Raw genomic sequence first — 26,127 nt, forward strand, 5'->3', positions numbered from 1 at the left:
CGCCGCCTGGGCATGAAGCACGTAATCTGCGTGCCGGAGCAGATGGTCATTGACGGCAACTTCCCCACGGTGGCCTCCCCCAACCCGGAGAATCCCGAGGGGTTCTATCTGGCAGTGGACCTGGCCAAGGCCAACGGCGCCGACTTCATCCTGGGCTCCGACCCCGACGCCGACCGGGTGGGCATCATGGTCAAAACCAGTGACGGCCAGTTCCGGGTAATCTCCGGCAACCAGACGGGCGTGCTGCTGCTGGACTATCTCATCGGCGCCAAGCGCCGCACCGGCAAGATGCCGGAAAACCCCGTGGCCCTGAAGACCATCGTCACCACGGAGATGGCCCGGAAGGTGGCCGAGGACAACGGCCTCAAGTGCTACGATACCTTCACCGGCTTCAAGTTCCTGGCGGAGAAGAAGGACAAACTGGAAGCCTCCGGCGAGGGGGAGGTCATCTTCTCCTATGAGGAGAGCTACGGCTACATGCTGGGCGACTACGTCCGGGACAAGGACGCCGTGTCCGCCAGCGTGGAGCTCACCGAAATGGCTGCCTGGTATGCCTCTCAGGGCATGACCCTTTACGACGCGATCCAGGCCCTCTACAAGAAGTACGGCTACTTCGCCGAGAAGACCCACAACCTGGTGATGCCCGGTCTGGACGGACTCAAGGATATGGCCAACCTCATGAAGAGCCTGCGGGAGAATCCCCCCGCTGAGATCTCCGGCGTCCGGGTGGCTGTCCGCAAGGACTACGCCGACGGCTCCGTCATCGACTGCGCCACCGGTGAAAAGACCACCATGGAGCTCAGCGGCTCCAACGTGCTGCGCTTTGAGATGGCCGACGGCACCTCCGTCATCGTCCGACCCTCCGGCACGGAGCCCAAGATCAAGGTGTACATCCTCACCCGGGGTGCCGACGCCGCCGCCTGCGAGGCCAATCTGGAGACCTACGGCCAGTGGGTGGCCAGCCTGAAAAAGTAAACTGTTTCATAATATGGGGACCGGCCTGACGGCCGGTCCCCCTGATTTTGTATACCTGAAAAAATGGGCAATTTTATTCTTGACATATGTTCAAAACGGTATATAATGGGCATATGTCAAGAATTAAGGAGGGACATTGCTTGCCGCGAAATGCCAAATGCCGCCGGGTCTGCCAGATGCCGGCCCACTGCCGCTTTTCCCCGGAACAGCCTGGGGCGCAGGAGGCAGTCGTTCTGACGGTGGAGGAATACGAGGCCGTGCGCCTCATGGACTACCTGGGCTACAACCAGGAGGACGCCGCTGTCCAGATGGGCGTGGCCCGCACCACGGTACAGCGGATCTACGCCCAGGCCCGGCAGAAGCTCTCGGTCTTTCTGGTGGAAGGCCGTCCCCTGACCATCGGCGGCGGCAGCTACACCCTGTGTCCCCGGCGGGAGGGGCAGGGCTGTGGCGGATGCCACGGCGGTGGATGTCACGCCTCAATGAGAAAGGATGCGTCAACATGAAAATCGCAGTTACCTATGAAAATGGACAGGTCTTCCAGCACTTCGGCCACACGGCCCAGTTCAAACTCTACGACGTGGAAAACGGCGCCGTGGTCTCCTCCAAGGTGGTGGACACCAACGGCAGCGGCCACGGCGCTCTGGCGGGCTTCCTGGCAGCCAACGGCGTGGACAGCCTCATCTGCGGCGGCATCGGAGGCGGTGCCCAGATGGCCCTGGCCGAGGCCGGCATCCAGCTGTACGCCGGATGCTCCGGCGACGCCGATGCGTGTGTCGCCCAGCTGCTGGCGGGCACCCTTCAGTTCGCTCAGGTGGCCACCTGTGACCACCATCACGGGGAGGAGCACACCTGCGGCGATCACGGCTGCGGCAGCCACGACCACGCCTGCGGCCACCACTGCTGAGGGTCTTCCCATCTCTCCCATTTGCACAAGACGCGCCCTGCAACGGGCGCGTCTTTTTTGCGGTGCCGGAACGAGGTTGGTCATTTTGGAGAAAGCCGCCCCATGACGCCGGCTCTTTTTGTAAGGGCACGGGCAGAAAATCCGTTGACAAGAAGGAGGATTTCCGTTAGTATAATGTGTTGACCGAAGACAAAGAGGAAGGAGTTTTTACATGGGTTTGCTGCTGACCGGCGGGTTCGTCTTCCGCAACGGACGCTTTGAAAATCTCGACGTTGCCATCGACCAGGGCCGTATTGTTTCCATTTCTCCCTCCCTTCCCCGGGAAGGCTTTTCCGTAATTGAATTACAAGACCGTTTCATTGTTCCAGGTTTCGTTGATGTCCATGTTCATCTTCGGGAGCCTGGTTTTTCTTATAAAGAGACCATTGCATCCGGCACCGCGGCGGCGGCCGCCGGCGGCTACACCGCCGTGTGCGCCATGCCCAACCTCAAGCCCGTGCCAGAGAGCCGGGAGACCCTCCAGGCGGAGCTGAGCGCCATTGCCCGCAGTGCCCGGGTCCACGTCTATCCTTACGGCGCCATCACCTGCGGCGAACAGGGTACCGCCCTGGCGGACCTTGCCGCCATGGCGCCGGATGTTGCCGGCTTCTCCGATGACGGCCGGGGCGTCCAGTCCCGGGAGATGATGCGGGAGGCCATGCTCCTTGCCAAAAAACTGGACAAGCCCATCGTGGCCCACTGCGAGGATGAATCCCTGCTGACCCGTGGCTGGTGCGTCCACGACGGAGACTACGCCCGCGCCCACGGCCTCACCGGAAACAATCCCGAAAGCGAGTGGCGCCAGGTGGAACGGGACATCCAGCTGGTACGGGAGACCGGGTGCCGCTACCACGTCTGCCACATCTCCACCAAGGAGAGCGTGGACCTCATCCGCCAGGCCAAGGCGGAAGGGCTCCCCGTCACCTGCGAGACGGGCCCCCACTACCTGGTACTGTGCGACACAGACCTGCGGGATGACGGCGGCTTCCGCATGAATCCCCCCATCCGCTCCGCCGCCGACCGGGATGCCCTGCTGGCGGGACTGCTGGACGGCACCGTGGACTGCATCGCAACGGACCACGCCCCCCACAGCGCGGAGGAAAAGTCCCGGGGCCTGGCGGGAAGCCTCAACGGCATCGTGGGGCTGGAGACCGCTTTCCCGGTGCTCTACACCCAGCTGGTGGAAACCGGCATCGTCCCTCTGGAGCTGATCTTGGACCGGCTGTGCGTCCGGCCCCGGAAGATCTTCGATCTCCCCGGCGGGGAGATCACCGAGGGCGCCGAAGCGGATCTCACCGTGCTGGATCTAAACCGCCCCCACATCATCGATCCCGCCACGTTCCGCTCCATGGGCCGGGCCACCCCCTTTGCCGGGTGGGGCGTCAGCGCCGCCGTGGCCATGACCATCTGCGGCGGTGAACCCGTATACGCCGATCTGAATCGACAGGAGGACGTTCTATGAAACAATCCCTCTTTACCCTGGAACACACCCGCCAGCTCACCGCCGACACCTATGAGCTGGTGCTCTCCGGAGATACCTCCGCCATCACGGCTCCGGGCCAGTTCGTGAACATCGAGCTCCCCGGAAAGTTCCTGCGCCGCCCCATCTCCATCTGCAACTGGACCAAAGAGGGCGCGCTGATGCTGCTGGTGAAAGTGGTGGGTGACGGCACGAAACAGCTGGTGCGCTGCGTCCCCGGCACAGAATTGGATGTGCTCAGCGGCCTGGGCAACGGCTTTGACCTGACCCAGGCGGGGGAGCACCCCATCCTTCTGGGCGGCGGCATCGGCATCGCCCCCCTGTACGGCCTGGCCCAGCGGATGCTCCAAGCTGGCATGACCCCCACCGTGGGTCTTGGCTTCCGGTCCCAGGCGGACGCCTTCTACCTGGAGGAGTTCGGCGCTCTGGGCTGCCGGCTGATGGTGGCCACCGAGGACGGCTCCCTGGGTACCCGTGGTTTCGTAACGGACATCGCCCGGAACGTCCCGGAGTGTGACTATGTCCTTTGCTGCGGCCCTCTGCCCATGCTCAAGGCCGTCCACGCCCTGCCTCAGCTCACCGGCGGACAGTTCAGCTTCGAGGCCCGCATGGGCTGCGGCTTCGGCGCCTGCGTGGGCTGCTCCGTCCCCACCGTCCAGGGCACCAAGCGGGTGTGCAAGGACGGCCCCATCCTGTACAAGGAGGAGATCGTATGGTAGACCTCTCTGTTTCCCTGGCGGGCATCCCGCTGAAAAACCCCGTGATCCCCGCCTCCGGTACCTTCGGCTACGGCCGGGAGTACGCGGAACTCTATGATCTGAACATCCTGGGGAGCTTTTCCTGGAAGGGCACCACCCGCGATGCCCGTCCCGGCAACCCCCAGCCCCGCATCGCTGAAACGGAGAGCGGCATGCTCAACGCCGTGGGTCTCCAGAACCCCGGCATCGACGCGGTGATTGCCGAAGAGGTTCCCAACATTGCAAAGCTCTTCCAGGGTCCCGTCATCGCCAACATCGGCGGCTTTTCCCTGGAAGAATATGCCGACAACTGCCGCAAACTGGAGGGCTGCGACCAGGTGGGGATTCTGGAGGTAAACATCTCCTGCCCCAACGTCCACGCCGGCGGCCAGAACTTCGGCTCTGATCCCAAGAGCGCTGCGGCGGTGACCAAAGCCGTGAAAGCCGCCACGAAAAAACCGGTTTTCATGAAACTCTCTCCCAATGTCACGGACATCGCCCAGATTGCCAAAGCCTGTGCCGACGCGGGAGCCGACGGCATCTGCCTCATCAACACGCTGCTGAGTATGCGCATCGACCTGAAAACCAAGCGGCCTTTGCTGGCCAACCGCACCGGCGGCCTCTCCGGCCCCGCTGTGTTCCCGGTGGCAGTGCGGATGATCTGGGACGTGTACGAAGCCGTGAAGCTCCCCATCATCGGCTGCGGCGGCGTTGCCTCCGCCCAGGATGTGTGCGAGATGATGCTCGCCGGGGCCTCCGCCGTGGAGGTGGGCGCCGCCAATCTCCGGGACCCCTATGCCTGCAAGACCATCATTGAAGACCTGCCCGCTGTGTGTGAGCAGCTGGGCGTTACCAAAATTTCTGAACTGACAGGAGGCGCGCACCATGCGTAAAGACGTTATCATCGCCCTGGATTTCCCCACTCTGGAAGAGACCCTGGCCTTTTTGGACCGCTTCCCCGCCGGGGAAAAGCCCTTTGTGAAGATCGGCATGGAGCTCTTTTACGCCGAGGGCCCGGAGGCCGTGCGGCAGATCAAGGCACGGGGCCACAAGATCTTCCTGGACCTGAAGCTCCACGATATCCCCAACACCGTCAAGCGGGCCATGAACGTCCTCTCCCGGCTGGATGTGGACATGGTGAACCTCCACGCCGCCGGTGCCTCTGAGATGATGAAGGGCGCCCTGGAGGGCCTCACCCGGCCCGACGGAACCCGCCCCCTTCTCATCGCCGTCACCCAGCTGACTTCCACCGATGCCGCCGCGCTGAAAAATGAGCTGCTCATCGATGTGCCCATGGCGGAGACCGTCCTCTCCTATGCCAAGAACGCCGCCAACTCCGGTCTGGACGGCGTGGTGTGCTCTCCCCTGGAGGCCGCCCTGGTGAAGGAGCGCTGCGGCGCGAACTTCCTCACCGTCACCCCCGGTATCCGCTTCGCCGACAGTGCCGTGGGCGATCAGAAGCGCATCATGACCCCGGAGAAAGCGGGCAAGTCCGGCTGTGACTACATCGTGGTAGGCCGCCCCATCACCCAGGCGGAGGATCCCGTGGCCGCCTACCGCCGGGCCGTGAAGGACTTCTTGGGCTGAGCACCCAGTCCTTCCAATCACTTCGTATTCTATCTTAGGAGGATTTTGATATGAATCAGGAACAGACCATCGCCCATGACCTGCTCTCCATCGGAGCGGTCTTTCTGCGGCCGGACGAGCCCTTTACCTGGGCCAGCGGCATCAAGAGCCCCATCTACTGCGATAACCGCCTCACCCTCACCGCACCTGCCGTCCGCACCCACGTGGAGGAGGGGCTGGTGGACCTCATCTGCAAGCACTATCCCGACGTGGAAGTCCTGATGGGCACCTCCACCGCCGGTATTGCCCACGCCGCTATCGTGGGCCATCTCATGGGTCTGCCCATGGGCTATGTCCGCTCCGGCAACAAGGACCACGGCCGCGGCAACCGCATCGAGGGCAAGCTGGAAGCAGGACAGAAGGTCGTGGTGGTGGAGGACCTGATCTCCACCGGCGGAAGCTGCATCGAAGTGGTGGAGGCCCTGCGGGAGGCCGGCGCCGAGGTGCTGGGCATCGTGTCCATCTTCACCTACGGGCTCCAGAAGGGTCTGGACCGTCTGGCCGCCGCCCATGTCACCAACTACTCCCTGTCCAACTTCGACGCTGTGTGCCAGGTGGCCGCTGACGAGGGCAAGATCCGCCCCGAGGACATCGAGCGCCTCAAGAAGTTCCGTGCCAATCCCTCCGACGAAAGTTGGATCCGCTGAACCGAGAAAGGAGATACCATGCCCCGTAATATCATCGACATTGTGGATCTGTCCACAGAGGAGATCGATCAGCTGATCGCCACTGCTGAGGACATCATCGCAAACCCCGTGAAATATCAGAACGCCTGCGCCCACAAGCAGCTGGCAACGCTGTTCTTCGAGCCCTCCACCCGTACCCGGTTGTCCTTCGAGTCCGCCATGCTGGCTCTAGGCGGCAGCGTGCTGGGCTTCTCCGAGGCCAGCTCCAGCTCCACCGCCAAGGGCGAGACCGTGGGCGACACCATCCACACCGTCAGCTGCTATGCCGACATCATCGCCATGCGCCACCCCAAGGAGGGCGCTCCCTTCGCCGCCGCCATGCACAGCGAAGTGCCCATCATCAACGCCGGCGACGGCGGCCACAACCATCCCACCCAGACCCTGACGGACCTTTTGACCATCCACCGGGAAAAGGGCCGCCTGAGCAACTTCACCATCGGCTTCTGCGGCGACCTGAAGTTCGGCCGCACTGTCCACTCTCTGGTGAACGCCCTGAGCCGCTACGAGAACATCAACTTCGTCCTCATCTCCCCCCTGGAACTCAAACTCCCCCGCTATGTCAAGGAGGAGGCCCTGAAGAAGAAGGGCATTCCCTACACCCAGACCACCGATCTGGAGTCCGTCATTCCCCAGCTGGACATCCTGTACATGACCCGCGTCCAGAAGGAGCGCTTCTTCAATGAGGAGGATTACCTGCGTTTGAAGGACAGCTACATCCTCACCCCGGAGAAGCTGGAAAACGCCAAGGCGGATCTGTCCATCCTTCATCCCCTGCCCCGTGTCAATGAGATCTCCGTGGCGGTGGACAAGGATCCCCGCGCCGCCTACTGGAAACAGGTGAAAAACGGCAAGTACATCCGTATGGCGCTGATTATGAAGCTGCTGGGCATCCAGGTTTAAGGAGGTTTGCATCTATGAATATCGACAGCATCCAAAACGGCGTGGTCCTGGACCACATTCAGGCCGGCAAGAGCATGGACATCTACAAGTACCTGCACCTGGACGAGCTGGACTGCTCCGTGGCCATCATTAAGAACGTCCGCAGCGGCCGGATGGGCAAGAAGGACATCATCAAGATCGACTCCCCCATGGAGGTGGATCTGGACGTGCTGGGCTACATTGACGCCAACATCACCGTCAACGTCATCCGGGACGGCAAGCGGGTGGCCAAGAAGCATGTGGAGCTTCCCAAGAAGCTGGTGAACATCATCCGCTGCAAGAACCCCCGCTGCATCACCATGGCCGAGCCCCAGCTGGACTCCATCTTCCTGCTCAGCGACGCCGAGAAGCACACCTATCGCTGCGCTTACTGCGAAACTGCTACCGATAAGAAGTTCTGAGCTGGCAACCAAATGCCCTCCGCCCATCAGGCGGAGGGCATTTTGCATGTCAGGAAAGTTTTCCTGCATATCCAAAAAATATTTGAAATTTTTGTTGCATTTTTGAGAAAATCGGCGTATACTCCACCAGGAATCCCACGGAGAGGAAGTTGTCTCGTGAAGAAACATGTTGGAGCCGCTGTCCGGCGCTATCTGACGGTGGCCGCGCTGGCCTGCGTGATGGGTGTGAGCTACGAGCTGTTCGTCTTTCCCAATGCCTTTGCCCCGGCGGGCATCAACGGCATTGCCACCATGGTGCAGTACCTGTTCCACATCAGCATCGGCTACCTGTCCCTCATCATCAACATCCCGCTGATCCTGCTGGCCTGGACGAAGCTGGATCCCGATTTTGCCCGCAAAAGCCTGCTCTTTGTGCTGGTGTTCTCCGCCGTGACATTGGTACTGGGCCATATGGATCTCAGCGGCATCGCCTACGACACCGGCTCTTCCGCCATTCTGGGCCCCGTGGCCGCCGGTGTGGTCAGCGGTGCCGTATACGGCCTGGTGATCCGGTGCAACGGCTCCACCGGCGGCACGGACATCGTGGCTGCCTGGGTACACAAGCTGCATCCGGAGGCCAGTCTGGTGTGGGTGATCTTCGCCCTGAACGCCTCTGTGGCGGTACTCTCCTTTTTCGTCTACGGCTATCAGTTTGAGCCGGTGATTTTGTGCCTTATCTACTGCTACTTAAGCTCCCGCATCAGTGACGGTATCCTCAAGGGCGGCAAGAGCGCCCTGAAATTCGAGGTGGTCACCCGCCACGCCCCGGAGCTTTCCGCCCGGCTCTTGCAGGAGCTCCACCACGGCGTCACGGTGCTGCCCGCCCAGGGCATGTACTCCGACACCCCCCGGGCCCTGCTGATCTGCGTGGTGAACCGCCACCAGATCGTCCGGTTCCAGGAGATCCTGCGCCAGTTCCCGGACACCTTTGCCTACGTCTCCAGCGTCAACGAGACACTGGGTAATTTCAAACACATCAACGGATAACATGGAAAAGGGAACGGGGAACGTTTAAAACGTTCCCCGTTCCCTTTGCTTATGCCTGGGCAAAAAGCGGCGTGGACAGGTACCGCTCCCCACTGTCCGGCAGCAGGGCCACAATGGTCTTGCCCCGGTTCTCCGGCCGGGCGGCCACCTTGGATGCCGCCCACAACGCAGCGCCGGAGGTGATGCCCGCCAGGATCCCCTCCTGCCGGGCCAGCTCCCGGCCCGCCGTATAGGCGTCCTCCTCCCAGACGGGAAGGACCTCGTCTACCACAGAACGGTCCAGGTTCTCCGGTACGAAGTTGGCCCCGATGCCCTGGAGGCCGTGGGGGCCGGCGTGGCCCTGAGAGAGCAGCGGCGAGGCGGCGGGCTCCACCGCAACCACCTGCACCGAGGGTTTGTGGGCCTTCAGATACCGCCCCACACCGGTGACGGTACCGCCGGTGCCCACGCCTGCTACAAAGATGTCCACGGTGCCCTCCGTGTCCTCCCAGATCTCCGGGCCGGTGGTCAGTTCATGGGCCTCGGGGTTGGCAGGATTGTCAAACTGGCCCGCCAGGATGCTGCCGGGGGTGGACGCGTGAAGGGCCTCCGCCCGGTCCACCGCCCCCTGCATGCCCTCTGCCCCCGGCGTCAGGACGATCTCGGCGCCGTAAGCGGCGATCAGCGCCCGCCGTTCTACGCTCATGGTATCCGGCATGGTGAGGATCACCCGGTATCCCTTGGCGGCTCCCACCGCCGCAAGGCCGATGCCGGTGTTGCCGGAGGTGGGTTCAATGATGGTGCCGCCGGGGCGCAGGCTGCCCGCCTCCTCCGCCCGCCGGATCATGTTGGCCGCCACCCGGTCTTTGGCGCTGCCGGCAGGGTTCATCCCCTCCAGCTTCACCAGAAGCCGCACCGGCAGGTCGTGCCGGCAGGTGTAGCCGCTCAGTTCCAGCAGCGGGGTATGTCCGATCAGATCCAAAATGCTCCGGCAAATGTTCATGGGTAAGGCCTCCCTTTTAGAATGAACCCATCATACATCTCTCCCGTCCGGTGCGCAACGGAAAAAATCACAAAAGTGCGGAAAAATTACGGCATTCTCCCAAGGAAAAGAGGCGCCGGAACCGGCGCCTCTTTGATTGGCTTCCAGACATCCCACTGGGGACAACAGGGCTCAGCAGCCGCAGCTGTCGGCACAGGCAATGGAGGGCTCTCCGGTGGTCATGGTGACACCGTAGCGAACCGGGATGGACACGCACACCTGCTGGGTCAGCACCACGGTGCAGCTGGAACCACACTCATTGGTGGTGCAGGTGACACTGGGGCCGCCCTGGCAGGTAACGGTGGGAGTGCCCATAACGGCGGTGGGAGAGAGAACCACGGGAGCGGCTACATTCACGCACTGAGTACTGACTTTGCTGCAGCCGCCGGTGGGGCAGCTGTCTTCCGGCTGATAAGGTAAAATGGGCTCGTGCTCATAGGCTTCACTGATACGCAAAGCAATTCCCTCACTTCTTTGGGATTGCGCCGGGCCGGAGCCCGGCGCATCCCATCCTATGCAGCACTGCGCCGCGGCGCGCCTGTCAATCCAGGGTACGGCGAAATTCCTCCAGCGTATTCACCAGCGCGTCCCGCTCCCTCGGCGTGCAGAAAGCCGCCCGGGCCGCCGCTATCTGGCACGCCGCCAGAGCCTTCCGGGACATGCCCGCAAACTCCGCCGCCCGGCGCAGTTCTTCCGTCAGCGTCAGTCCTCCCAGGAAGGTGGGGTCGTCCCGGTTCAACGTTACCACCACCCCGGCATCCAGCAGGCGCCGCAGAGGATGCTCCGCCGGATTCCGGTAGAGAAGAGCCAGGTTGGAACTCAGGCACACGTTCAGGGGCACACGCTCCGCTGCCAGACGCGCCAGCAGAGCCGGATCCTCCGCTCCCCGGACGCCGTGATCCAGGCGATCCGCTCCCAACAGATCCAGGGCGTCCCGGACTCCCTCAGGGCCGGAACTCTCCCCGGCGTGGACGGTACGGCCAAATCCCGCCGCGCCGGCAGCCGCAAAAGCCGGGGCAAACCGCTCCCCGGTCCGGCCGGAGAGGGCCTCATTGCCGTCGATGGACAAGCCCACCAGCCGGGGTGTGCGGCAGCGGACCATCTCCTCCACCAGAGCCATGGCTTCCCCGGCGCTCTGGGTGCGGGAGAGGGAGAGGGTAAAGCGGCAGTCGGTGCCGCCGCCAGCCTGGCCCCGGTCAAAGCCCGCTGTTACCGCGGCAATGATCTGGGGGACGGTGAACTGGGGCCAGTGGGTGGGATTGAGGATCGTCTCCGCATAGAGGATGTTTTCCCGGCGGCTTTCCCGGGAAAACCGCTCCGCCACCTCCGAGAGCTCTGCCTCTGTCCCTACATAAGAGCATATCTTGTCCAAAAAGGCCAAGAAATCACTCAAATCCTCCGCAGAACAGTGGTACAGCTCCGCCGCAGGCCGGGGCAGGGATCTCCCCTGCGCGGCCGCGAACCGCTCCAGCATCTCCCCCGGCATGGTGGACTCCAGATGGACATGCAGCTCGATCTTGGGCAATCGGGCCAAAAATGCCGTCAATTCTTCCATATGAAACTCCTTTTCCAGACACCGTCTCCCCAAGTGGGAGCAAAGATTTTCTCTGGTATCGTACCACAGAAATTTCTTTTCTGCACCCCCTTTTCTTTCCCTCCACGTATGTTATAATTTTGTTAAGAAATTACTTTTTGGCTTGACAGCCGGCAGAAAGGCGGAGCGTATGGACAGCAAGCAGGAGCAAAAGTTTCATGAATTGACCGAGGCCCCGGTGAGCAGGCTGATCTGCCGCCTGGCGCTGCCCTGTATCATCAGCATGCTGGTGACCGCCTTCTACAATATGGCGGACACCTTTTTCGTGGGTATGCTGAAAAGCCCCAGCGCCACCGGCGCCGTGGGCGTGGTGTTCTCCATGATGGCCATTATCCAGGCGGTGGGCTTCTTCTTCGGCCACGGTAGCGGCAACTTCATCTCCCGGGAACTGGGCAAGCAGAACACGGAAACCGCCTCCAACATGGCTGCCACCGGCTTTTTCGCCGCCCTGGCCACAGGCCTTCTCATCTGCGTGCTGGGCCAGATCTTCCTGGAGCCCCTGGCGCTGTTCCTGGGCTCCACCCCCACCATCCTCCCCTACTCCATGGACTATCTGGGGGTCATCCTCTACGGCGCCCCCTGGATGACCGCCTCCCTGGTGCTCAACAACCAGCTGCGCTTCCAGGGCAGCGCAGCCTACGGAATGGTGGGTATCGTCAGCGGCGCCGTCATCAACATCGGGTTGGATCCCCTGCTGATCTTCGTCTTTGACATGGGCATCGCCGGCGCCGCCTGGGCCACCATTATCAGCCAGCTCATCAGCTTCTGCCTGCTGCTGGTGGGCTGCACCCGGGGCGGAAACCTGCACATCCATATCTCCCGCGTCCAGCTCAAGTGGCCCTACTTCCGCACCATCATCCAGGGCGGGCTTCCCTCCCTGGCCCGGCAGGGCCTGGCCAGCGTGGCCACCATCTGCCTCAACCAGGCCGCCAAGCCCTATGGGGACACCGTCATCGCAGCATTGGGCATCGTACAGCGGATCATGATGTTCGGCGGTTCCGCCATGATCGGCTTCGGCCAGGGCTTCCAGCCGGTGTGCGGTTTCAACTTCGGCGCCCGGCTCTACCACCGGGTCCAGGAGGGCTTCTGGTTCTGCGTGAAGACCTCCGCCGCGTTTTTGCTGGCGGTAAGCGTGGTGGGCTTCGCCTTCGCCCCCCAGATCGTGGCGCTGTTCCAGGACGATCCCCAGGTGATCGCCTGCGGAAGCGCCGCCCTGCGCTTCCAGTGCATTACCTTCTGCTTCCAGAGCTGGATCGTCATGAGCAATATGATGCTCCAGACCATCGGGCGGACTGTCCCAGCCACTTTTGTGGCCATGGCCCGGCAGGGCATCTTCTTCATCCCCCTGGTGTGGATCCTCTCCACCGCTCTGGGTGTAACCGGCCTTCAGATCACCCAGTCCATCTCCGATCTCCTGACCCTGGCCTTCGCCATTCCCATCCAACGCAAAGTCCTGCGGGAACTGAGCAACTCCTGACGGCTTTTTTTCGTCCCCTCTGCGGTCTCATTCCACCGCTGAGGGGATTTTTTAACAGATTTTTCGCAAACGTTTGATTTTTTGCTGTAAAAAACAGACAGCCGCACCTTGTCTCTTTTGTCTATAATATCGAAATATATTCTGTAAAAAATGTTTTCTATTGACAAATCAAACAGTGGATTTCATAATGGAATCATACCTGAGAAGATGAAATCTGGCTTTTCTTTCAGTTCTTTTTGAAAACGTTTGCGTTAAAGCTCGAAAGGGGAATTGTTGTGGAAGCTTCCTTCTGGATCCTGACGGGCATGGTGTTCGTGTTCACCTATGTCAACGGCTTCCACGACGGATGCAATGTGGTGGCTACGCTGATCGCCAGCCGCGCCATGCGCCCCAAGCCAGCTCTGGCCTGGGCCGCGGCGGTGGAATTCCTCTCCCCGTTTTCCATCCTGGTGATCGGCTCCAGCGTGTCCGACACCATCAAAAAACTGGTGGGTGAGACCTACTATACCGCCTCCGATGCCCAGGGGACCGCCCTTGCATTCATTACCGCAGGGATCCTGGCGGCAATCTTATGGAACCTGACCACCTGGCGCTTCGGCATCCCTGCCTCCTCCTCCCACGCCCTCATCGGCGGCGTAGTGGGAGCCGGCATCACGGCTTTCGGCACCGGCGCCATCTCCTGGAACTACTTCTGGGGAAAAGTGGTGCTGATGATCTTCCTGACCCCGGCCATCAGCTTTGTAGCGGGCTTTTTGATCCTGCGGCTCTTGCTGCTTTTGACCCGGCACGCCACGGTGGGCGTCAACAAGTTCTTTACATACGCCCAGTGGGTCAACATGACTTTCCTGGCTTTCAATCACTCCTACAATGACTCTCAAAAGTCCATCGGCATCATTCTGATTCTCATGGGCATTTACGGGACCGAATCCACCGGTATCCCCGTGTGGGCCATCGTCTGCGCGGCGGCCTGCCTGGCCTGCGGCATCGCCTTCGGCGGGTTCAAGATCATCAAAACCGTGGGCACCGAGATCTACAAGGTACAGCCCATTCACTCCTTTGCCTCCCAACTGGCGGCAGGCAGCGTGATCCTGGGAGCTTCCCTGGTGGGCGCGCCGGTATCCGCCAGCCAGATCGTCTCCTCGTCCATCATGGGCGTGGGATCCGCCCAGCGCTACAAGGCGGTTCACTGGGCGGTGGCCGGACGCATCCTGGCCTCCTGGTTTATCACCATCCCCATCGCAGGGACGCTGGGCGGCATATTGTTCCTGCTATTGTCATTGATTTTCTGATGAGAGGGAGCTGACTTCCATGTTCAAGCGAAAAGAAAGTCTTAATTTCTACAGTCTGCTCATCAAGCAGGCTGAGGTGATCCGGGACGCCGTGGCGGCCCTGTGCGCTTACTGTCAGGAGCCCACCAAGGAGCGGGGTGACTTTGTCAAGGTCAAGGAAAAAGAGGCCGACGCCGTCCGGCGGGAACTGGTGGAGGACATCAACCGCACCTTCATCACCCCCATCGACCGGGACGACCTCTACCGCCTCTCCACCTCCATCGACGATCTGGCGGACTACGCCTGGACTACCGTTAAGGAACTGCGCATTTATGAGATCCAGCCGGACAATCACCTGATCACCATGTCCAACACGCTGCTGGATATGGCCAACGGCCTGCTGACGTGCATGGAAAATCTGGAGAAAAACCGCTCCAAGGTCTCCCAGGAGGCCACCCGGGTGAAAAAGCTGGAAAACACCTTGAATGTCCAATATCACAAGTCCATTGCCGAGCTCTTCGAATCCGACGACTTCAAGAAAATCCTCAAATACCGGGAGATCTACAGCCATATGAACCATGCCTCCGACAAGGGGGACGTCAGCGCCGATATCCTGCTGGATATCATCGTCAAGCTCTAACCGGTTTCCTCCTGGTACCCATGGTACCGTTTCTCCTTTCCTTCCTTGATCTGGGCCCGCGTTTTGGCAGAGACGCGGGCCCAGGCGCCGTCTGCATGAAAACACCTCCGGCCGGATCTCAACCGGCCGGAGGCGTTTTTTCTTCCAACATGGTTCAGACAGGCAGCAGCTCCCGCACAGAGGACAAAAGCGCCTCTCCGTCCCGGAGCACATGAACCCAGTCCGGATCCTGATATGCCACATATGTGCCGTCGCTTTCCACCAGCACCACCCGCAGCGTCTCATCGCCGCCCTGTATGCTGATTTCGATCATATCTGTAAAGCTGTGGGACCGCAGGCCGCCCCGGGGTACCCGGCTGCATTTGGCCTGGCGCAGCAGTTCGATCAGCGCATCGGTGTCCACATCCTCGCTGACTTCCCGTCCCTGATCGTACAGCGATGTGATCTGATATTCCGTCTCCTCATCCAGCAGCGGCTTTTTCAGGGAAAACAGCACCGCCCCCAGCACGGCCACCACTACAACGCCGATCAGAATGCGTACCTTCAGCGCAACCGCCTCCCCTCTTTTTATAATTGTGATAACTGTATTGTATGACGTTAGACGCTTTCCTGTCAAGGAAAAGCACCGCCGGAGCGGTGCTTTTCTCATTCGTAAAACGCCTTTTGATACTGCTCCACATCCGCCCGGCTGCCCCGGAAGGGGCCCGGCGTCTCCATCTTCAGGGAAACCAGCGCCGTAGCAGTCCGCAGGGCCGTGGGGATGTCTGCCGTCAAACGCTCGTTGATGTACCCGGCAAAGGTGGTGTCCCCCCGCCCGGTGCGGCCGGAGAGGTTCCGGGAACGGATGGGGCAGGTATAGATCTCCCGGCCGTCATAGACCAGCACCTCGGTGTTGTGGGTGATGAGCACCTCCCGGGCGCCCCAGTCATAGAGCATTTTGGCCGCCGCGGCCCGGTCATCGGTGCCGGTGAGGATCTCCGCCTCCGCCGCATCGGTCTTCAAAAAGCGGACATAGGGCAACAGCTCCCGCTTTTCCTTCCAGTCGTGATAGACCATGCCGCCGTTTTCCACCCAGCGGAGCATGCACTGGACATCAATGGCCACCATGGCCTTCTCGGCCGCAAAGGGGATCAGCTCATTGGGGATATCTCCCCCCACCAGACCCGCCAGGTGCCAGATGGCGGCGTCCACCTCCGGCACTTCCTCCGGCCGGTAGGGATCGATCACGCTGGAGACCGTGGAGGTACGCCGTTCCCGGTCCGCCGTGTGATAGACATTCTTGGTGACAAAGGAGCTCCGGCTCTCCAGAGGATAGACCGTCACATTGGGGGCCTGCGCAAAGGCTGCCGCCACATCCACCTGAGAGGGATTGGCCTTGGGCAGAACCGCGATCTTATGACCCAGATTGGCGGCGGCATAGCCGGAGTAATACACCGCACCGCCTACCGCCTCCACCGTGGTGCCGTCGTAATCCACATTGGTGTCCAACGCCACTTCTCCGATGATGAGGGAATCAAACGCACTCATGCCTGCCGCTCCTTTCGCATCTGCTCATCCGCATCCACAAAGGACTGGTTCTCAGGGCTCCACAGGTGAAACTCCATATGCTCGATCAGGGCCTTATACGCGTAAGAATCCGTTACCCGGCGGGGCAGGATCACGCCGGAGCGGGCCTCGTCCCCCGCCTGATGGGTGTCGGATCCCGCCAGGCGGTAATACTCCGGATGACGGCGGCACAGAGCCAGGGCCTTGTCGTTGCCGTTATCGTGGCGGGGATTGCCGTTGATGATCTCGCTGCCGTGGACGGCGTCTTCAAACACCACTGTGTTGCCGTCCCGGTAGGGATGGGCGTGGATAATGAGCACCTGATCGTGGAACTTGGCAAAGAACTCCCGGGCGCTCATGCAGCACACATAGGGATTGGAGCGCAGCCACTGTTCATCGATGCCGTAGACCAGGTAGTCATTGTCGTTTTCCGGGAACCGCAGCTCCGCTCCCAAAATCACATCCAGCCCCACCTGGTCGCCCCGGGCCTTGGAGGCGTGGTAGCCGGATAAATAGTGATCCATCACCGCATCCCAGTTGTGCTGGGTGTCCACCCGGGAGAGATACTCCGGATGCAGGTGATCCGTCACCACCAGGCCGGTAAAGCCCTTGGCCACGTAGCGATCCACCACTTCCGCCGCAGGCAGGTGGCCGCACTTGCTGGTCTCCGCCGTGTGGGTGTGGGGATCATAGAGATAACCGTTTACCTGATTCATAAGCGCCTTCTTTCTTCATCTGAACGCCCTGTCTTTCAAAGGCCGGAGGTTCCGTTTACAGCAGGGACCGGCAGGTGCTGCGCTCCACCAGGCGGGGCAGCAAAATCTGGTGGACATAACCCTGGGTCCCGTTTTCGATCTTATCCCGCAGCATATCCACCGCCTGGACCGCCATCTCCCGCTTGGGCTGCTCAATGGTGGTCAGCTCAATACGGGGCAGGGCCGTGGAGGGGATATTATCAAAGCCAATGAGGGAGAGCTGGCCGGGAATGTCGATCCCCATCTCGTCTGCCGCTTTCAAAATGCCCAGGGCGTTGGAATCCGTGGAGGCAAATATGGCCGTGTAATCAATGGGACGGGAGAAGAGATCCTTGGCCATCTGATAGCCGTTTTCAATGGAGGAGCGGGAGTACTCACTGTTGTAGAACATCTGCCGCAGCCCCAGCTTCTGGCAGGCCTTCATGTATCCCTCCGCCCGCAGCTGGTGGGTGGTGGAGTGGCGGCGGCCAAAGTATAAAATTTGCCGGTGGCCCAGTTTATAGAGGTACTCCGTGCCGATATAGGTGCCCCGGCTGTTGTCCACAGCCACATAGCTCTGGGGCTGATCCCGGAGGTTCTCACTGAGGAACACCGTGGGGACCTGATCCGTAAAGGCCCGGATATTCTCGTAGGTCTTGGGGCTTTGGGGCACGATGAGGATCCCGTCCACCTGACGGCCCAGCAGCAGCTTCACCACCGTTTTCTCCTGGCGCAGATCCGGGCCGGAATTGCAGAGCATGATGTTGTATCCGTGGGATCGGGCACTCATCTCCGCATAGTACCCCAGCTCCGACATGAACTGGTTGTCGATGGAGGGTACCACCAAACCGATGAGATCCGTCTTCTTCATGACCATGGACCGGGCTACATAGTTGGTGGTATAGCCCATCTCATCGCACAGCTTGATGATCCGCTCCCGGGTCTCGCTGCCGATCTGCGGGCTGCCCGACAGGGCCCGGGACACCGTGGCATAGGATACCCCGGCCGCCTTGGCCACATCTTTCAATGTTACACTTTTCATATTCCGCCATCCTTTTTCCACCAGCAGAACAGCCCCGCGCCGGGGCGGCTCCAGTGTAAACGTTTCCGACTTTTTTGCACGGAGAAACACATGCCTGATTCGGTATTTCTACTTTCACAAAAAGCATATATGATTTCCGGTTTGATGTCAATATGATTCTTCTTTTTTCGTGTTTTTGGGCAGAAAAGCAAAAAAAGAAAGATGTCTTCGGCGTTTGGCATATTGACAATGAAGCCGCATTTCTTTAGAATAAAAGCTGTAGAGGGCGCAAACGTTTGCAAGACATTTGCACTACTTCCAATCCTTCGCAAATGTGTGCCTGCGGCGTCCGATCCCAGGAAAAAGGAGGACTGCATATGATCCGCGCCGTCTTATTCGACGTTGGAGGTACGCTGCACGTGGCCGACAATACACCGGCCCTGGCGGATCGCTTCTCCGAGCTGCTCATCCGCCGCCTGGCTGAGAGCGGCATCGTGCTCCCGGTGGACGCCAAGTCTCTGACGCCCATGCTCCACCGAAACGCCGAGGACTACAAGCACTGGTCGGAGCAGACCCGCCGGGAGCTGTCCGGCGTGCGCATCTGGAACGAGTACTACCTGCGGGACTTCGCCGTGGGGGAAGCCCGGCTGGCCCCCATCGCCGAGGAGCTCTCCTGGATGTACGACGCCATCCGGGTGCGGAACGTGCCCCGGCCCCATATGCAGGAGACCATGGCCGCCCTGCAGGAGATGGGGATGAAGCTGGGCATCATCTCCAACATCATTTCCACCACCTTCGTCCCCCGGCTTTTAGAGGATTACGGCATCGCCGAAAAGATGTCCTGCGTGATCCTCTCCTCCGTGGCCGGCATCCGCAAGCCGGATCCGGAGATCTTCCGCCTGGGCGCAAAAGGCTGCGGCGTTACCTGCGCCGAAATGGCCTATGTGGGCGACACCCTCTCCCGGGACGTGCTGGGCTGCCGCAACGCCAAGGTCGGCCTGTGCATCCAGATCCGCAATCCCTCCATCGCCCACCGGGACACCGCCTTCCAAAATACCGGCCTGGCGCCGGACGTCCAGATCGATGATCTGGCGGAGATCCCGGAACTCATTCGTTCCAAAAACAGCTCGCAGCCCTGAACCTGCCATCCGCCCCATCCATATATAAAGGAGGAGATTCATATGGTTCCCGACATCCAGACCATCTTTTTTGACGTAGGCAACACGCTGCGCATCGTGGTGAAGGACCAAGCCTTCATCGACAAGGCCGAAGCGGATCTCATGGAGCTGATCCACACCACCGAGTCCCACGACGCCCTCTTCGCCAAGCTGGAAGAGCGCTGGAAGGCGTACCGCAAGATGTCCAAGACCACACTGCTGGACGCCTCCGAGGGAGAGCTGTGGACCCAGTACATGCTGCCGGACTATGAGCCCAACATGATCTTCGCCAACGCCCCCCGCCTCACCCGCCTGTGGCGGGATCACGACGGCCGCCGGGTGGCCCGGCCCGACGCTGTGGCGACTCTGCGGGAGCTGAAAAAGCGGGGCTACACCCTGGGGATCATTGCCAACACCGTCACCGAAACGGAGATCCCCGACTGGATGGCCGCCGACAAGGTAGCGGACTGCTTCAAGGTCACCATCCTCTCCTCCAAGGTGCGGCTGCGTAAGCCCGACCCCGCCATCTACCACCTGGCCTGCCGCTGCATCGGCACCCCGGAGGCCAACTGCGCCTATGTGGGCGATAATCCCGTCCGGGACGTGGAGGGCACCCAGGCCGCAGGCTTCGGTATGATGATCCGCATCGACGAGCCCGACACCCTGAACATGGAAAAGGCCACCGGCAAGGAGTTCACCCCCGATCACGTCATCACCGCCCTCAGTGAGCTGCTGGACATCTTCCCGGCCCGTACATAAGGAGGCGCCATGGATCAGCAATACAAAGCCGTATTCTTTGACTTGGGGGGCACCCTGCGCATCGCCCTGCATCCCGAGGCCTATGAACGCCACGCCCGGCGCAAGCTGGCAGAGCTCTCCGGCACAGACCTGCCCTTTGAAACCTTTTATCAGCTGGTAGAGGAGCGCTATGAGCCCTACCGCAAGTGGGCCCTGGAGGAGTGCAAAGAGGCCGGGGATGAGGAGCTGTGGTGCAAATGGCTGCTGCCTGACTTCGATCCTGCCCACATCCGCCCCATCTGCCACGAGCTCTCCTACCAGTACCGCCAGTCCAAGGGCTACCGGGTCATCGTGGACGGCGGATTGGAAGTGCTCCACTCCCTCCACGACTGGGGGTACAAGCTGGGCATCATCTCCAACCTCATCGGCGAGACGGAGATCCCCGACTGGCTGGAAGAGGACGGACTGGACAGTCTCTTTGACTGCGTGGTACTCTCCTCTGTATGCCATCTGCGCAAACCGGATCCGGAGATCTACCGCATGGCATGCCGGCAGCTGAACGTAGCCCCGGCGGAGTGCGTGTCCGTGGCCGACAACCTCAAGCGCGACGTCACGGGAGCCAAGGCCGCCGGTATCGGCTGCAACATCATCTTCCGCTCCCCGGAAAAAAAGCACCCGGTGGAGTTCTCCGACGAAAACCGGCCCGACGCGGTGATCGCCGCTTTCCCGGAGCTTTTGGATCTGCTCCGGCCGGATACTCATTGATTTTCGCGGACCGTCCGGGGAATTGCTCCCCGGGCGGATCCTGCGCTTTGGAGGGACCTTTATGAACACTGATATCCGATACATCTTTTTCGACCTGGGAGGCACCTTCCGGGTGATTCGGGAAGACCCGGCATATCTGGCCGCCGCCAAGACCAAGATCATGGAACTGTGCGGCGTTCAGGAGGAAGATCCCTGCGCCTGGTTTGACCGCGTCATTGACAAGCGGTATGACCAGTACCGGGCCTGGGCGCTGAAATTCATGTGCGAAGCGCCGGAGGAAGTGCTGTGGACCCGCTGGCTGGCCTATGACCGGCCCCGGGATCTCATTTTGAAAAACGCCGCGGAGCTCACCTACCAGTACCGCCAGACCAAGGGCATCCGCACCGTGGTGGACGGCGGTGCTGAGACCGTCAAGGAACTGTGCGCCCGGGGCTATACCCTGGGCATCATCTCCGACCTAGTGGGCCGCCGGGAGGTGGACGAGTGGCTGGACGCCGATGGCCTGCGGCCTTATTTCAAAACAGTGCAGCAGTCCTCCATCACCTATGTCCGCAAGCCCGGCCCCGCCATCTACTACTACGCCATGGAGGAAGTGGGGGCCCAGGCGGAAAACTGCTGCTTCGTGGGCGACAACCTCAACCGGGACATCATCGGCGCCAAGGCCTGCGCCTTCGGCATGACCGTCACGGTACAGTATGACCGCAGCAAGCCTTTGAAGCTGACGGAGGAAAATATGCCCGATGCCAAGGTCTACACCTTCCCGCAGCTGCTGGACCTCTTCCCCGCCCGGGGGCAGGTGGATACCGGCAAGCTGATCCTCCCCACTGACGGACAATAATAAAGGAGGCCAATATTCATGTCTGAATGCAAACGCGGCGGTGCCCAACTGGCCCAGGCCGTAAAACAGGCGTATGCCCAGGGACTGGACGACTACCATCTGGAGCCCATGGTCCTGACGGAAAACGGCGCCCCCGTGGGCCGCATCGGCGACAATGACGCCGCCATCTTCTGCTGCCGCCGGGGCGAGCGGGAAATTGAGCTCACCGAGATGTTCACGGAGGAAACTTTTCATCAGGTGCCCCGCCGGAAGCTGCAGAATCTGGACTTCGTGATCCTCACCATGTACCACGACAAGTTCCGCAATCTCCCCATCGCCTTTGCCCCCAGCCATGTGGTCAATCCCCTGGCCCAGGTGCTCTCCCAGGCCGGGAAAACCCAGTTCCACTGCGCCGAGTCCGAAAAGTTTGCCCATGTGACTTTCTTCTTCAACGGCGGTGAGAACCAGCCCTTCCCCGGCGAGGACGACGTGTGCATCCCCTCCCCCAAGGGCATCGACTTTGACCAGCAGCCGGAGCTGTCTTTGCCCAAGGTGACGGACACCCTGCTGGACGCTCTGGGCAAATACGACTTCATCGTCACCAACTTTGCCAACGGTGACGTCATCGGCCACACCCAGAACACCGCCGCCAAGATCGAAGCCTGCGGCCACGTCAGCCGTGCCCTGGAAAAAGTGGTGGGCGACGCCCTGTCCAAGGGCTATGTGGTGGCAGTCACCGCCGACCACGGCAACATTGAAAAGCTCTATACCGCCGCCGGAAAGCCCGACGGTGCCCACACCACCAATCTGGTGCCCTTTGTGCTGATGGATCCGGCGGATCCCTCCCCCATCACCCTGCATGACGGTTCCCTGGGTGATGTGGCTCCCACGGTGCTGGATATCATGGGCATCCCCCAGCCTCCGGAGATGACCGGCCGCTCCCTGGCGGAAGGCAAGGTCTGGGGCAAGAACCGGAAGATGCTCCTGATCATCTGCGACGGCTGGGGCCTTGGCACCGGGGATGACGGCGACGCCATCCACTTGGCGGACACCCCCTACTGGGACTCCCTGCTGGCAGAGCAGTCCTGGTCCAAGCTCCACGCCTCCGGCGAGCACGTGGGCCTGGGCACCGGAAAAGCCGGCAACTCTGAGGCAGGCCACTCCAACCTGGGGGCAGGACGGTGCGTCATGCAGGATGACGTGCGGCTGGACGCCGCTGTCAAGGACGGCAGCTTCCAGCGTACCCCCGCTTTTCTGGAGGCCGTGGAGCACGTGAAGAAGAACCACTCTTCCCTGCATCTCATCTCCTATCTCACCTACAAGTCCTCCCACGGGTGCATCGACTATCCCCTGGCCATCTGCCGTATGGCCAAGGAGCAGGGGCTGGATCAGGTCTATCTGCACATCATCTTCGACGGCCGCTCCACAGAGCCCGGCTCCGCCCCGGATATGCTCTCCTGGCTGGATGGCCAGCTGGAGGAGATCGGCATCGGCCGGGTAGTGGACGGCGTGGGCCGGGGCGTGGCCCTGGATCGGGATAAAAATTACGACAAGGTCAAACGCGCCTACGACGCCATGGTGGACGGAACCGGCGCGCAATATACCTGAATCGTGCATCCAAATGCCGCGGACGCCGCTACCGGCGCCCGCGGCATCCTCTGTCTTCGGTCAAATTGCCCGGAAAGCCGCAAGATGTACAGCTTCTGATTGTGAAAATGCAAACACTTATTGACGTGGAGCAGGTATGTGCGGTAAAATACATCTTGAGATGGGATGGTAAGTTTTGTTGGATTGTTCCAATCTGTGTACGGTTACGGAATGACAAAAATCCCGTGTTCCGTGCCCGGCAGCCATCCCACAGCATCTGTCGACCCTGCGGCCGTTTTCCAAAGCGGAGCGGTGCTGAACACATAAGGAAAGGATGAAAGACGCGATGAACGAAAAAGCATGCAAAGTTCTAGCGGCCCGGATCCGGCTGGAGACTCTGAAGGTCATCCATTCCCGGGGCTTCGGGCATGTGGGCGGATCTATGGATCTGGCGGACCTGATGGCGGTTTTGTACGGGGAGGTCATGAAATTTGACCCCAAGAATCCCCGCTGGGAAGACCGTGACTGGCTGGTGCTCTCCAAGGGCCATGCCGGCCCCGTGGCCTACGCCACCTTCGGTATCATGGGCTTCTATCCCATGGAGGACGCCTATACCCTCAACCATCCTCATACCAAGTTCCCCAGCCACACGGACCGTCAGCTGACCCCCGGCGTGGATCTGACCACCGGCTCTCTGGGCCAGGGCGCCTCCACCGCCACCGGCGCGGCTCTGGGCAACAAGATCGACGGCCGCGACAACCACGTCTTCTGCGTCATCGGCGACGGTGAGGCTGACGAGGGCGAGGTCTGGGAGGCTTTCCACTTCGCTTATGCCCACAAGCTGGACAACATCATCTATTTCATCGACAACAACGGCTATCAGCTGGACGGCCCCACCGACGATATCCTGGCCCACGGCGACATCGCCAAGAAGGCCGCCTCGTTCGGCCTGTACACCCAGGAGATCGACGGCCATGACGTCAAGGCCATCTATGACGCCATCCAGAACGCCTATGCCACCAAGGGCGTGCCCAGCTGCATCGTCCTGAAGACCAGCAAGGGCAAGGGCGCCACCTTCGCCGAGCCCAAGCACGACCACTCCTCCCAGCCCAACGAAGAACAGTGGGCCGAGGCCCTGGCCGCCGCCGAGAAGGCTCTGGCGGACGCCGAGAACGCATAAGGAGGGTGAGATCATGAATGTGAAACTGATTGGCAAGCACGAAAAGGATTCCCGGGCCTGCCGGGACGGTCTCGCTCTGACGCTGAACGAGATGATGGCAGAGGACAAGTCCATCTGCTATGTGGACTGCGACCTGATGGGCTGCATCAACACCAAGATGCTGCGCAAGAACTATCCCGACCGGGCCTTTGAGGCCGGTATCGCTGAGGGCAACGCCGCCGGCGTGGCCGCCGGTCTTGCCGCCACCGGCAAGAAGGTGTTCTTCCATTCCTTCGGCACTTTCTCCTCCCGCCGCTGCTATGACCAGATCTATATGTCCGCCGCTTACGCCGGGCTCACTGTGCACGTGCTGGGCTCCGACGCCGGCGTTACCGCAGCCTTCAACGGCGGCACCCACATGCCTCTGGAGGATGCGGCCATGTACCTGTCCATCCCCGAGACCACGGTGACGGATCCCGCCGACTATGCCCAGCTGGCAAGCATCACCCGCCAGCTGCCCGGCATTACCAAGGGCGTGACCTACACCCGCTTCGTCCGCAAGGGCATCATCAAGGTCTACGACGACGGCTCCGAGTTTGAGATCGGCAAGGGCGTGGTGCTCCACGAGTCCGACAAGGACGTGGCCACCATCATCACCTCCGGCATCATGGTGGACGAGAGCCTGAAGGCCTACGAGGCTCTGCAGGCGGAGGGCATCACCGTCCGGGTCATCGACATGTTCACCTGGAAGCCCCTGGACGAGGAGCTGGTGATCAAGGCCGCCAAGGAGACCGGCGCCATCGTCACCGCCGAGAACCACAACGTCACCTGCGGCCTGGGCAGCGTGGTGGCCAACTGCCTGGCCAAGAACGCCCCCACCATCCAGGAGTTCGTGGGCGTTCAGGACCGCTTCGGCCAGGTGGGTCCCCAGGACTTCCTGATGGACGAGTACGGCCTGCGCGCCGCCAACATCGTCGCCGCCGTGAAGAAGGCCATTTCCCGCAAGTAACCGCCACCGGGGCACTTCCGGATGCGGAAGTGCCCCGGATCGATGAACGCACGATCATGTAATCTCAGGAAACAGCCCGCTGCTTCCTCCAATTTAATTTTGAAAAGGAGAACCTGATATGGATGCTTTTTCCGCTTCCCTGATGGCTGACAAGAGAGAGATCATTTTCGCACCTACCGTCTACAAGTTCCAGACCTTCGCCGATATGGCCAAGGAGTTCAACCTGGGCGAACGTGACGTGGTGCTGACCAACGAGTTCATCTACACCCCCTTCATGAAGGACCTGGGCCTCAAGTGCAACTTCGTGTTCCAGGAGAAGTTCGGCGCTGGCGAGCCCAGCGAGGCCATGATCCAGGTGATGTACGACGCCATCCCCTACGACAGCTATGACCGTGTCATCGCCGTGGGCGGCGGCGCTATCATGGACCTGTGCAAGCTGCTGGGCTGCAAGCGTCCCGACACCGTCCATAACCTGTACTTCAAGCGCTTCCCCGTGGTGCATGAGAAGGACGTCATCGCCATCCCCACCACCTGCGGCACCGGCTCCGAGTGCACCAATATCTCCGTGGCCATCGTCAAGGACGAGAAGGACGGCGTGCTCACCGGCGGCGAGACCAAGCTGGGCCTGGTGTCCGACGACATCATTCCCAACAAGGTGTGCCTGATCCCGGAGCTGCTGAAGACCCTGCCCTACAAGCCCTTCGCCTGCTCCGCCATCGACGCTCTGGTCCACGCCACCGAGTCCTTCCTGAGCCCCCACCGCAAGACCATGACCTCCG

28 protein-coding genes and 1 pseudogene are annotated in these 26,127 nt (G+C 61.1%); 22 read left to right on the plus strand and 7 right to left on the minus strand.

What is annotated here, in order from left to right; translation table 11 throughout:
• The 11 genes and pseudogenes from ACT67G_RS08375 to ACT67G_RS08425 all read left to right on the plus strand — a co-directional run.
• Positions 1-975: pseudogene (locus ACT67G_RS08375) on the plus strand (phospho-sugar mutase); the annotation flags it as partial.
• Between the two features lie 140 nt (positions 976-1,115).
• Complete coding sequence (locus ACT67G_RS08380; RefSeq protein WP_443663948.1) at positions 1,116-1,481, plus strand: DUF134 domain-containing protein; 366 nt, start codon at positions 1,116-1,118, stop codon at positions 1,479-1,481.
• Positions 1,478-1,882 carry a NifB/NifX family molybdenum-iron cluster-binding protein gene (locus tag ACT67G_RS08385; protein ID WP_443663949.1) on the plus strand — a complete coding sequence of 135 codons (405 nt, stop codon included), beginning with the start codon at positions 1,478-1,480 and terminating at the stop codon, positions 1,880-1,882. Before ACT67G_RS08380 ends, ACT67G_RS08385 begins: the two co-directional genes overlap by 4 nt.
• A gap of 211 nt (positions 1,883-2,093) precedes the next feature.
• Positions 2,094-3,383, plus strand: a complete 1,290-nt coding sequence (locus ACT67G_RS08390) for a dihydroorotase (RefSeq protein WP_443663950.1) — start codon at positions 2,094-2,096, stop codon at positions 3,381-3,383.
• On the plus strand, positions 3,380-4,120 hold the full coding sequence (locus tag ACT67G_RS08395) for a dihydroorotate dehydrogenase electron transfer subunit (RefSeq protein WP_443663951.1): 741 nt from the start codon (positions 3,380-3,382) through the stop codon (positions 4,118-4,120). Before ACT67G_RS08390 ends, ACT67G_RS08395 begins: the two co-directional genes overlap by 4 nt.
• Positions 4,114-5,031, plus strand: a complete 918-nt coding sequence (locus tag ACT67G_RS08400; protein ID WP_443663952.1) for a dihydroorotate dehydrogenase — start codon at positions 4,114-4,116, stop codon at positions 5,029-5,031. The genes ACT67G_RS08395 and ACT67G_RS08400 overlap by 7 nt, the downstream gene beginning before the upstream one ends.
• The gene (gene pyrF / locus ACT67G_RS08405) at positions 5,024-5,725 is read left to right on the plus strand and encodes an orotidine-5'-phosphate decarboxylase (RefSeq protein ID WP_325247228.1); all 702 of its coding nucleotides are present in this window, start codon (positions 5,024-5,026) and stop codon (positions 5,723-5,725) included. The genes ACT67G_RS08400 and pyrF overlap by 8 nt, the downstream gene beginning before the upstream one ends.
• Before the next feature lie 50 nt (positions 5,726-5,775).
• Positions 5,776-6,411: an orotate phosphoribosyltransferase gene (pyrE, locus tag ACT67G_RS08410; protein ID WP_325247229.1), complete on the plus strand. Its 636-nt coding sequence runs from the start codon at positions 5,776-5,778 to the stop codon at positions 6,409-6,411.
• A gap of 18 nt (positions 6,412-6,429) precedes the next feature.
• On the plus strand, positions 6,430-7,350 hold the full coding sequence (pyrB, locus tag ACT67G_RS08415; RefSeq protein WP_326216216.1) for an aspartate carbamoyltransferase: 921 nt from the start codon (positions 6,430-6,432) through the stop codon (positions 7,348-7,350).
• A 14-nt stretch (positions 7,351-7,364) separates the two neighbouring features.
• A complete protein-coding gene (locus tag ACT67G_RS08420; protein WP_443663953.1) occupies positions 7,365-7,790 on the plus strand; it encodes an aspartate carbamoyltransferase regulatory subunit in 426 nt (141 codons plus the stop codon).
• A gap of 156 nt (positions 7,791-7,946) precedes the next feature.
• Positions 7,947-8,816, plus strand: a complete 870-nt coding sequence (locus ACT67G_RS08425) for a YitT family protein (protein WP_325244362.1) — start codon at positions 7,947-7,949, stop codon at positions 8,814-8,816.
• A 49-nt stretch (positions 8,817-8,865) separates the two neighbouring features.
• On the opposite strand, the gene cysK is transcribed toward ACT67G_RS08425, so the two are convergent.
• The 3 genes from cysK to add form a co-directional block, all read right to left on the minus strand.
• Complete coding sequence (gene cysK / locus ACT67G_RS08430) at positions 8,866-9,798, minus strand: cysteine synthase A (protein WP_443663954.1); 933 nt, start codon at positions 9,796-9,798, stop codon at positions 8,866-8,868.
• Positions 9,799-9,969: 171 nt separating this feature from the next.
• Positions 9,970-10,293, minus strand: coding sequence for a hypothetical protein (locus ACT67G_RS08435; protein ID WP_325244358.1), 324 nt, complete (start codon positions 10,291-10,293; stop codon positions 9,970-9,972).
• Between the two features lie 85 nt (positions 10,294-10,378).
• Entirely contained in the window at positions 10,379-11,392 is a 1,014-nt protein-coding gene (add, locus tag ACT67G_RS08440) for an adenosine deaminase (RefSeq protein ID WP_443663955.1), read from the minus strand.
• 169 nt (positions 11,393-11,561) lie between these two features.
• On the opposite strand from add, the gene ACT67G_RS08445 reads away from it, so the two are divergent.
• The 3 genes from ACT67G_RS08445 (at position 11,562) to ACT67G_RS08455 (ending at position 14,816) form a co-directional block, all read left to right on the plus strand.
• Positions 11,562-12,908, plus strand: a complete 1,347-nt coding sequence (locus ACT67G_RS08445) for an MATE family efflux transporter (RefSeq protein ID WP_325244354.1) — start codon at positions 11,562-11,564, stop codon at positions 12,906-12,908.
• Positions 12,909-13,183: 275 nt separating this feature from the next.
• Positions 13,184-14,197: an inorganic phosphate transporter gene (locus tag ACT67G_RS08450; RefSeq protein WP_443663956.1), complete on the plus strand. Its 1,014-nt coding sequence runs from the start codon at positions 13,184-13,186 to the stop codon at positions 14,195-14,197.
• Between the two features lie 19 nt (positions 14,198-14,216).
• On the plus strand, positions 14,217-14,816 hold the full coding sequence (locus ACT67G_RS08455; protein ID WP_325244350.1) for a DUF47 domain-containing protein: 600 nt from the start codon (positions 14,217-14,219) through the stop codon (positions 14,814-14,816).
• Between the two features lie 154 nt (positions 14,817-14,970).
• Here the strand turns inward: ACT67G_RS08455 and ACT67G_RS08460 are convergent, their stop codons facing one another.
• Genes ACT67G_RS08460 through ACT67G_RS08475 form a run of 4 tightly spaced genes read right to left on the minus strand, consistent with a single transcriptional unit; the run spans position 14,971 to position 18,137 of the window.
• Positions 14,971-15,432, minus strand: a complete 462-nt coding sequence (locus tag ACT67G_RS08460) for a hypothetical protein (protein ID WP_443663957.1) — start codon at positions 15,430-15,432, stop codon at positions 14,971-14,973.
• A gap of 29 nt (positions 15,433-15,461) precedes the next feature.
• Entirely contained in the window at positions 15,462-16,343 is an 882-nt protein-coding gene (locus ACT67G_RS08465) for a PfkB family carbohydrate kinase (protein ID WP_325244346.1), read from the minus strand.
• Entirely contained in the window at positions 16,340-17,077 is a 738-nt protein-coding gene (locus ACT67G_RS08470; RefSeq protein WP_325244344.1) for a PHP domain-containing protein, read from the minus strand. The genes ACT67G_RS08465 and ACT67G_RS08470 overlap by 4 nt, the downstream gene beginning before the upstream one ends.
• 55 nt (positions 17,078-17,132) lie before the next feature.
• On the minus strand, positions 17,133-18,137 hold the full coding sequence (locus ACT67G_RS08475) for a LacI family DNA-binding transcriptional regulator (protein ID WP_325244342.1): 1,005 nt from the start codon (positions 18,135-18,137) through the stop codon (positions 17,133-17,135).
• A gap of 356 nt (positions 18,138-18,493) precedes the next feature.
• Between ACT67G_RS08475 and ACT67G_RS08480 the strand changes: the two genes are divergently transcribed.
• The 8 genes from ACT67G_RS08480 to ACT67G_RS08515 form a co-directional block, all read left to right on the plus strand.
• Positions 18,494-19,255, plus strand: coding sequence for an HAD family hydrolase (locus tag ACT67G_RS08480; protein WP_325244340.1), 762 nt, complete (start codon positions 18,494-18,496; stop codon positions 19,253-19,255).
• Between the two features lie 42 nt (positions 19,256-19,297).
• Positions 19,298-20,032: an HAD family hydrolase gene (locus tag ACT67G_RS08485; protein ID WP_325244338.1), complete on the plus strand. Its 735-nt coding sequence runs from the start codon at positions 19,298-19,300 to the stop codon at positions 20,030-20,032.
• 9 nt (positions 20,033-20,041) lie between these two features.
• Positions 20,042-20,776, plus strand: coding sequence for an HAD family hydrolase (locus tag ACT67G_RS08490; protein WP_443663958.1), 735 nt, complete (start codon positions 20,042-20,044; stop codon positions 20,774-20,776).
• 61 nt (positions 20,777-20,837) lie between these two features.
• Positions 20,838-21,614 (plus strand): HAD family hydrolase, encoded by a 777-nt coding sequence (locus tag ACT67G_RS08495; RefSeq protein WP_326216211.1) that lies wholly within the window; start codon positions 20,838-20,840, stop codon positions 21,612-21,614.
• An 18-nt stretch (positions 21,615-21,632) separates the two neighbouring features.
• Complete coding sequence (locus tag ACT67G_RS08500) at positions 21,633-23,201, plus strand: phosphoglycerate mutase (2,3-diphosphoglycerate-independent) (protein ID WP_443663959.1); 1,569 nt, start codon at positions 21,633-21,635, stop codon at positions 23,199-23,201.
• Between the two features lie 325 nt (positions 23,202-23,526).
• Complete coding sequence (locus ACT67G_RS08505) at positions 23,527-24,360, plus strand: transketolase (protein ID WP_326216209.1); 834 nt, start codon at positions 23,527-23,529, stop codon at positions 24,358-24,360.
• A gap of 13 nt (positions 24,361-24,373) precedes the next feature.
• Entirely contained in the window at positions 24,374-25,348 is a 975-nt protein-coding gene (locus ACT67G_RS08510) for a transketolase family protein (RefSeq protein ID WP_326216208.1), read from the plus strand.
• Positions 25,349-25,466: 118 nt separating this feature from the next.
• Positions 25,467-26,127 (plus strand): iron-containing alcohol dehydrogenase (locus ACT67G_RS08515; RefSeq protein WP_443663960.1); only part of this gene is annotated, 661 nt, incomplete at its 3' end.

This window comes from Dysosmobacter sp. (assembly GCF_052306735.1).
In the GTDB taxonomy this organism is placed as follows: domain Bacteria; phylum Bacillota; class Clostridia; order Oscillospirales; family Oscillospiraceae; genus Oscillibacter.

Bases quoted from the DNA above. Each gene is read 5' to 3' on its own strand.
- ACT67G_RS08490 (WP_443663958.1), top strand. From the start codon at position 20,042: ATGGATCAGCAATACAAAGCCGTATTCTTTGACTTGGGGGGCACCCTG.
- ACT67G_RS08445 (WP_325244354.1), top strand. From the start codon at position 11,562: ATGGACAGCAAGCAGGAGCAAAAGTTTCATGAATTGACCGAGGCCCCG.
- ACT67G_RS08390 (WP_443663950.1), top strand. From the start codon at position 2,094: ATGGGTTTGCTGCTGACCGGCGGGTTCGTCTTCCGCAACGGACGCTTT.
- ACT67G_RS08385 (WP_443663949.1), top strand. From the start codon at position 1,478: ATGAAAATCGCAGTTACCTATGAAAATGGACAGGTCTTCCAGCACTTC.
- ACT67G_RS08485 (WP_325244338.1), top strand. From the start codon at position 19,298: ATGGTTCCCGACATCCAGACCATCTTTTTTGACGTAGGCAACACGCTG.
- ACT67G_RS08465 (WP_325244346.1), bottom strand. From the start codon at position 16,343: ATGAGTGCGTTTGATTCCCTCATCATCGGAGAAGTGGCGTTGGACACC.
- ACT67G_RS08400 (WP_443663952.1), top strand. From the start codon at position 4,114: ATGGTAGACCTCTCTGTTTCCCTGGCGGGCATCCCGCTGAAAAACCCC.
- ACT67G_RS08510 (WP_326216208.1), top strand. From the start codon at position 24,374: ATGAATGTGAAACTGATTGGCAAGCACGAAAAGGATTCCCGGGCCTGC.
- ACT67G_RS08470 (WP_325244344.1), bottom strand. From the start codon at position 17,077: ATGAATCAGGTAAACGGTTATCTCTATGATCCCCACACCCACACGGCG.
- add (WP_443663955.1), bottom strand. From the start codon at position 11,392: ATGGAAGAATTGACGGCATTTTTGGCCCGATTGCCCAAGATCGAGCTG.
- ACT67G_RS08420 (WP_443663953.1), top strand. From the start codon at position 7,365: ATGAATATCGACAGCATCCAAAACGGCGTGGTCCTGGACCACATTCAG.
- ACT67G_RS08475 (WP_325244342.1), bottom strand. From the start codon at position 18,137: ATGAAAAGTGTAACATTGAAAGATGTGGCCAAGGCGGCCGGGGTATCC.
- ACT67G_RS08505 (WP_326216209.1), top strand. From the start codon at position 23,527: ATGAACGAAAAAGCATGCAAAGTTCTAGCGGCCCGGATCCGGCTGGAG.
- ACT67G_RS08500 (WP_443663959.1), top strand. From the start codon at position 21,633: ATGTCTGAATGCAAACGCGGCGGTGCCCAACTGGCCCAGGCCGTAAAA.
- pyrE (WP_325247229.1), top strand. From the start codon at position 5,776: ATGAATCAGGAACAGACCATCGCCCATGACCTGCTCTCCATCGGAGCG.
- ACT67G_RS08495 (WP_326216211.1), top strand. From the start codon at position 20,838: ATGAACACTGATATCCGATACATCTTTTTCGACCTGGGAGGCACCTTC.
- ACT67G_RS08480 (WP_325244340.1), top strand. From the start codon at position 18,494: ATGATCCGCGCCGTCTTATTCGACGTTGGAGGTACGCTGCACGTGGCC.
- ACT67G_RS08455 (WP_325244350.1), top strand. From the start codon at position 14,217: ATGTTCAAGCGAAAAGAAAGTCTTAATTTCTACAGTCTGCTCATCAAG.
- pyrF (WP_325247228.1), top strand. From the start codon at position 5,024: ATGCGTAAAGACGTTATCATCGCCCTGGATTTCCCCACTCTGGAAGAG.
- ACT67G_RS08395 (WP_443663951.1), top strand. From the start codon at position 3,380: ATGAAACAATCCCTCTTTACCCTGGAACACACCCGCCAGCTCACCGCC.
- cysK (WP_443663954.1), bottom strand. From the start codon at position 9,798: ATGAACATTTGCCGGAGCATTTTGGATCTGATCGGACATACCCCGCTG.
- pyrB (WP_326216216.1), top strand. From the start codon at position 6,430: ATGCCCCGTAATATCATCGACATTGTGGATCTGTCCACAGAGGAGATC.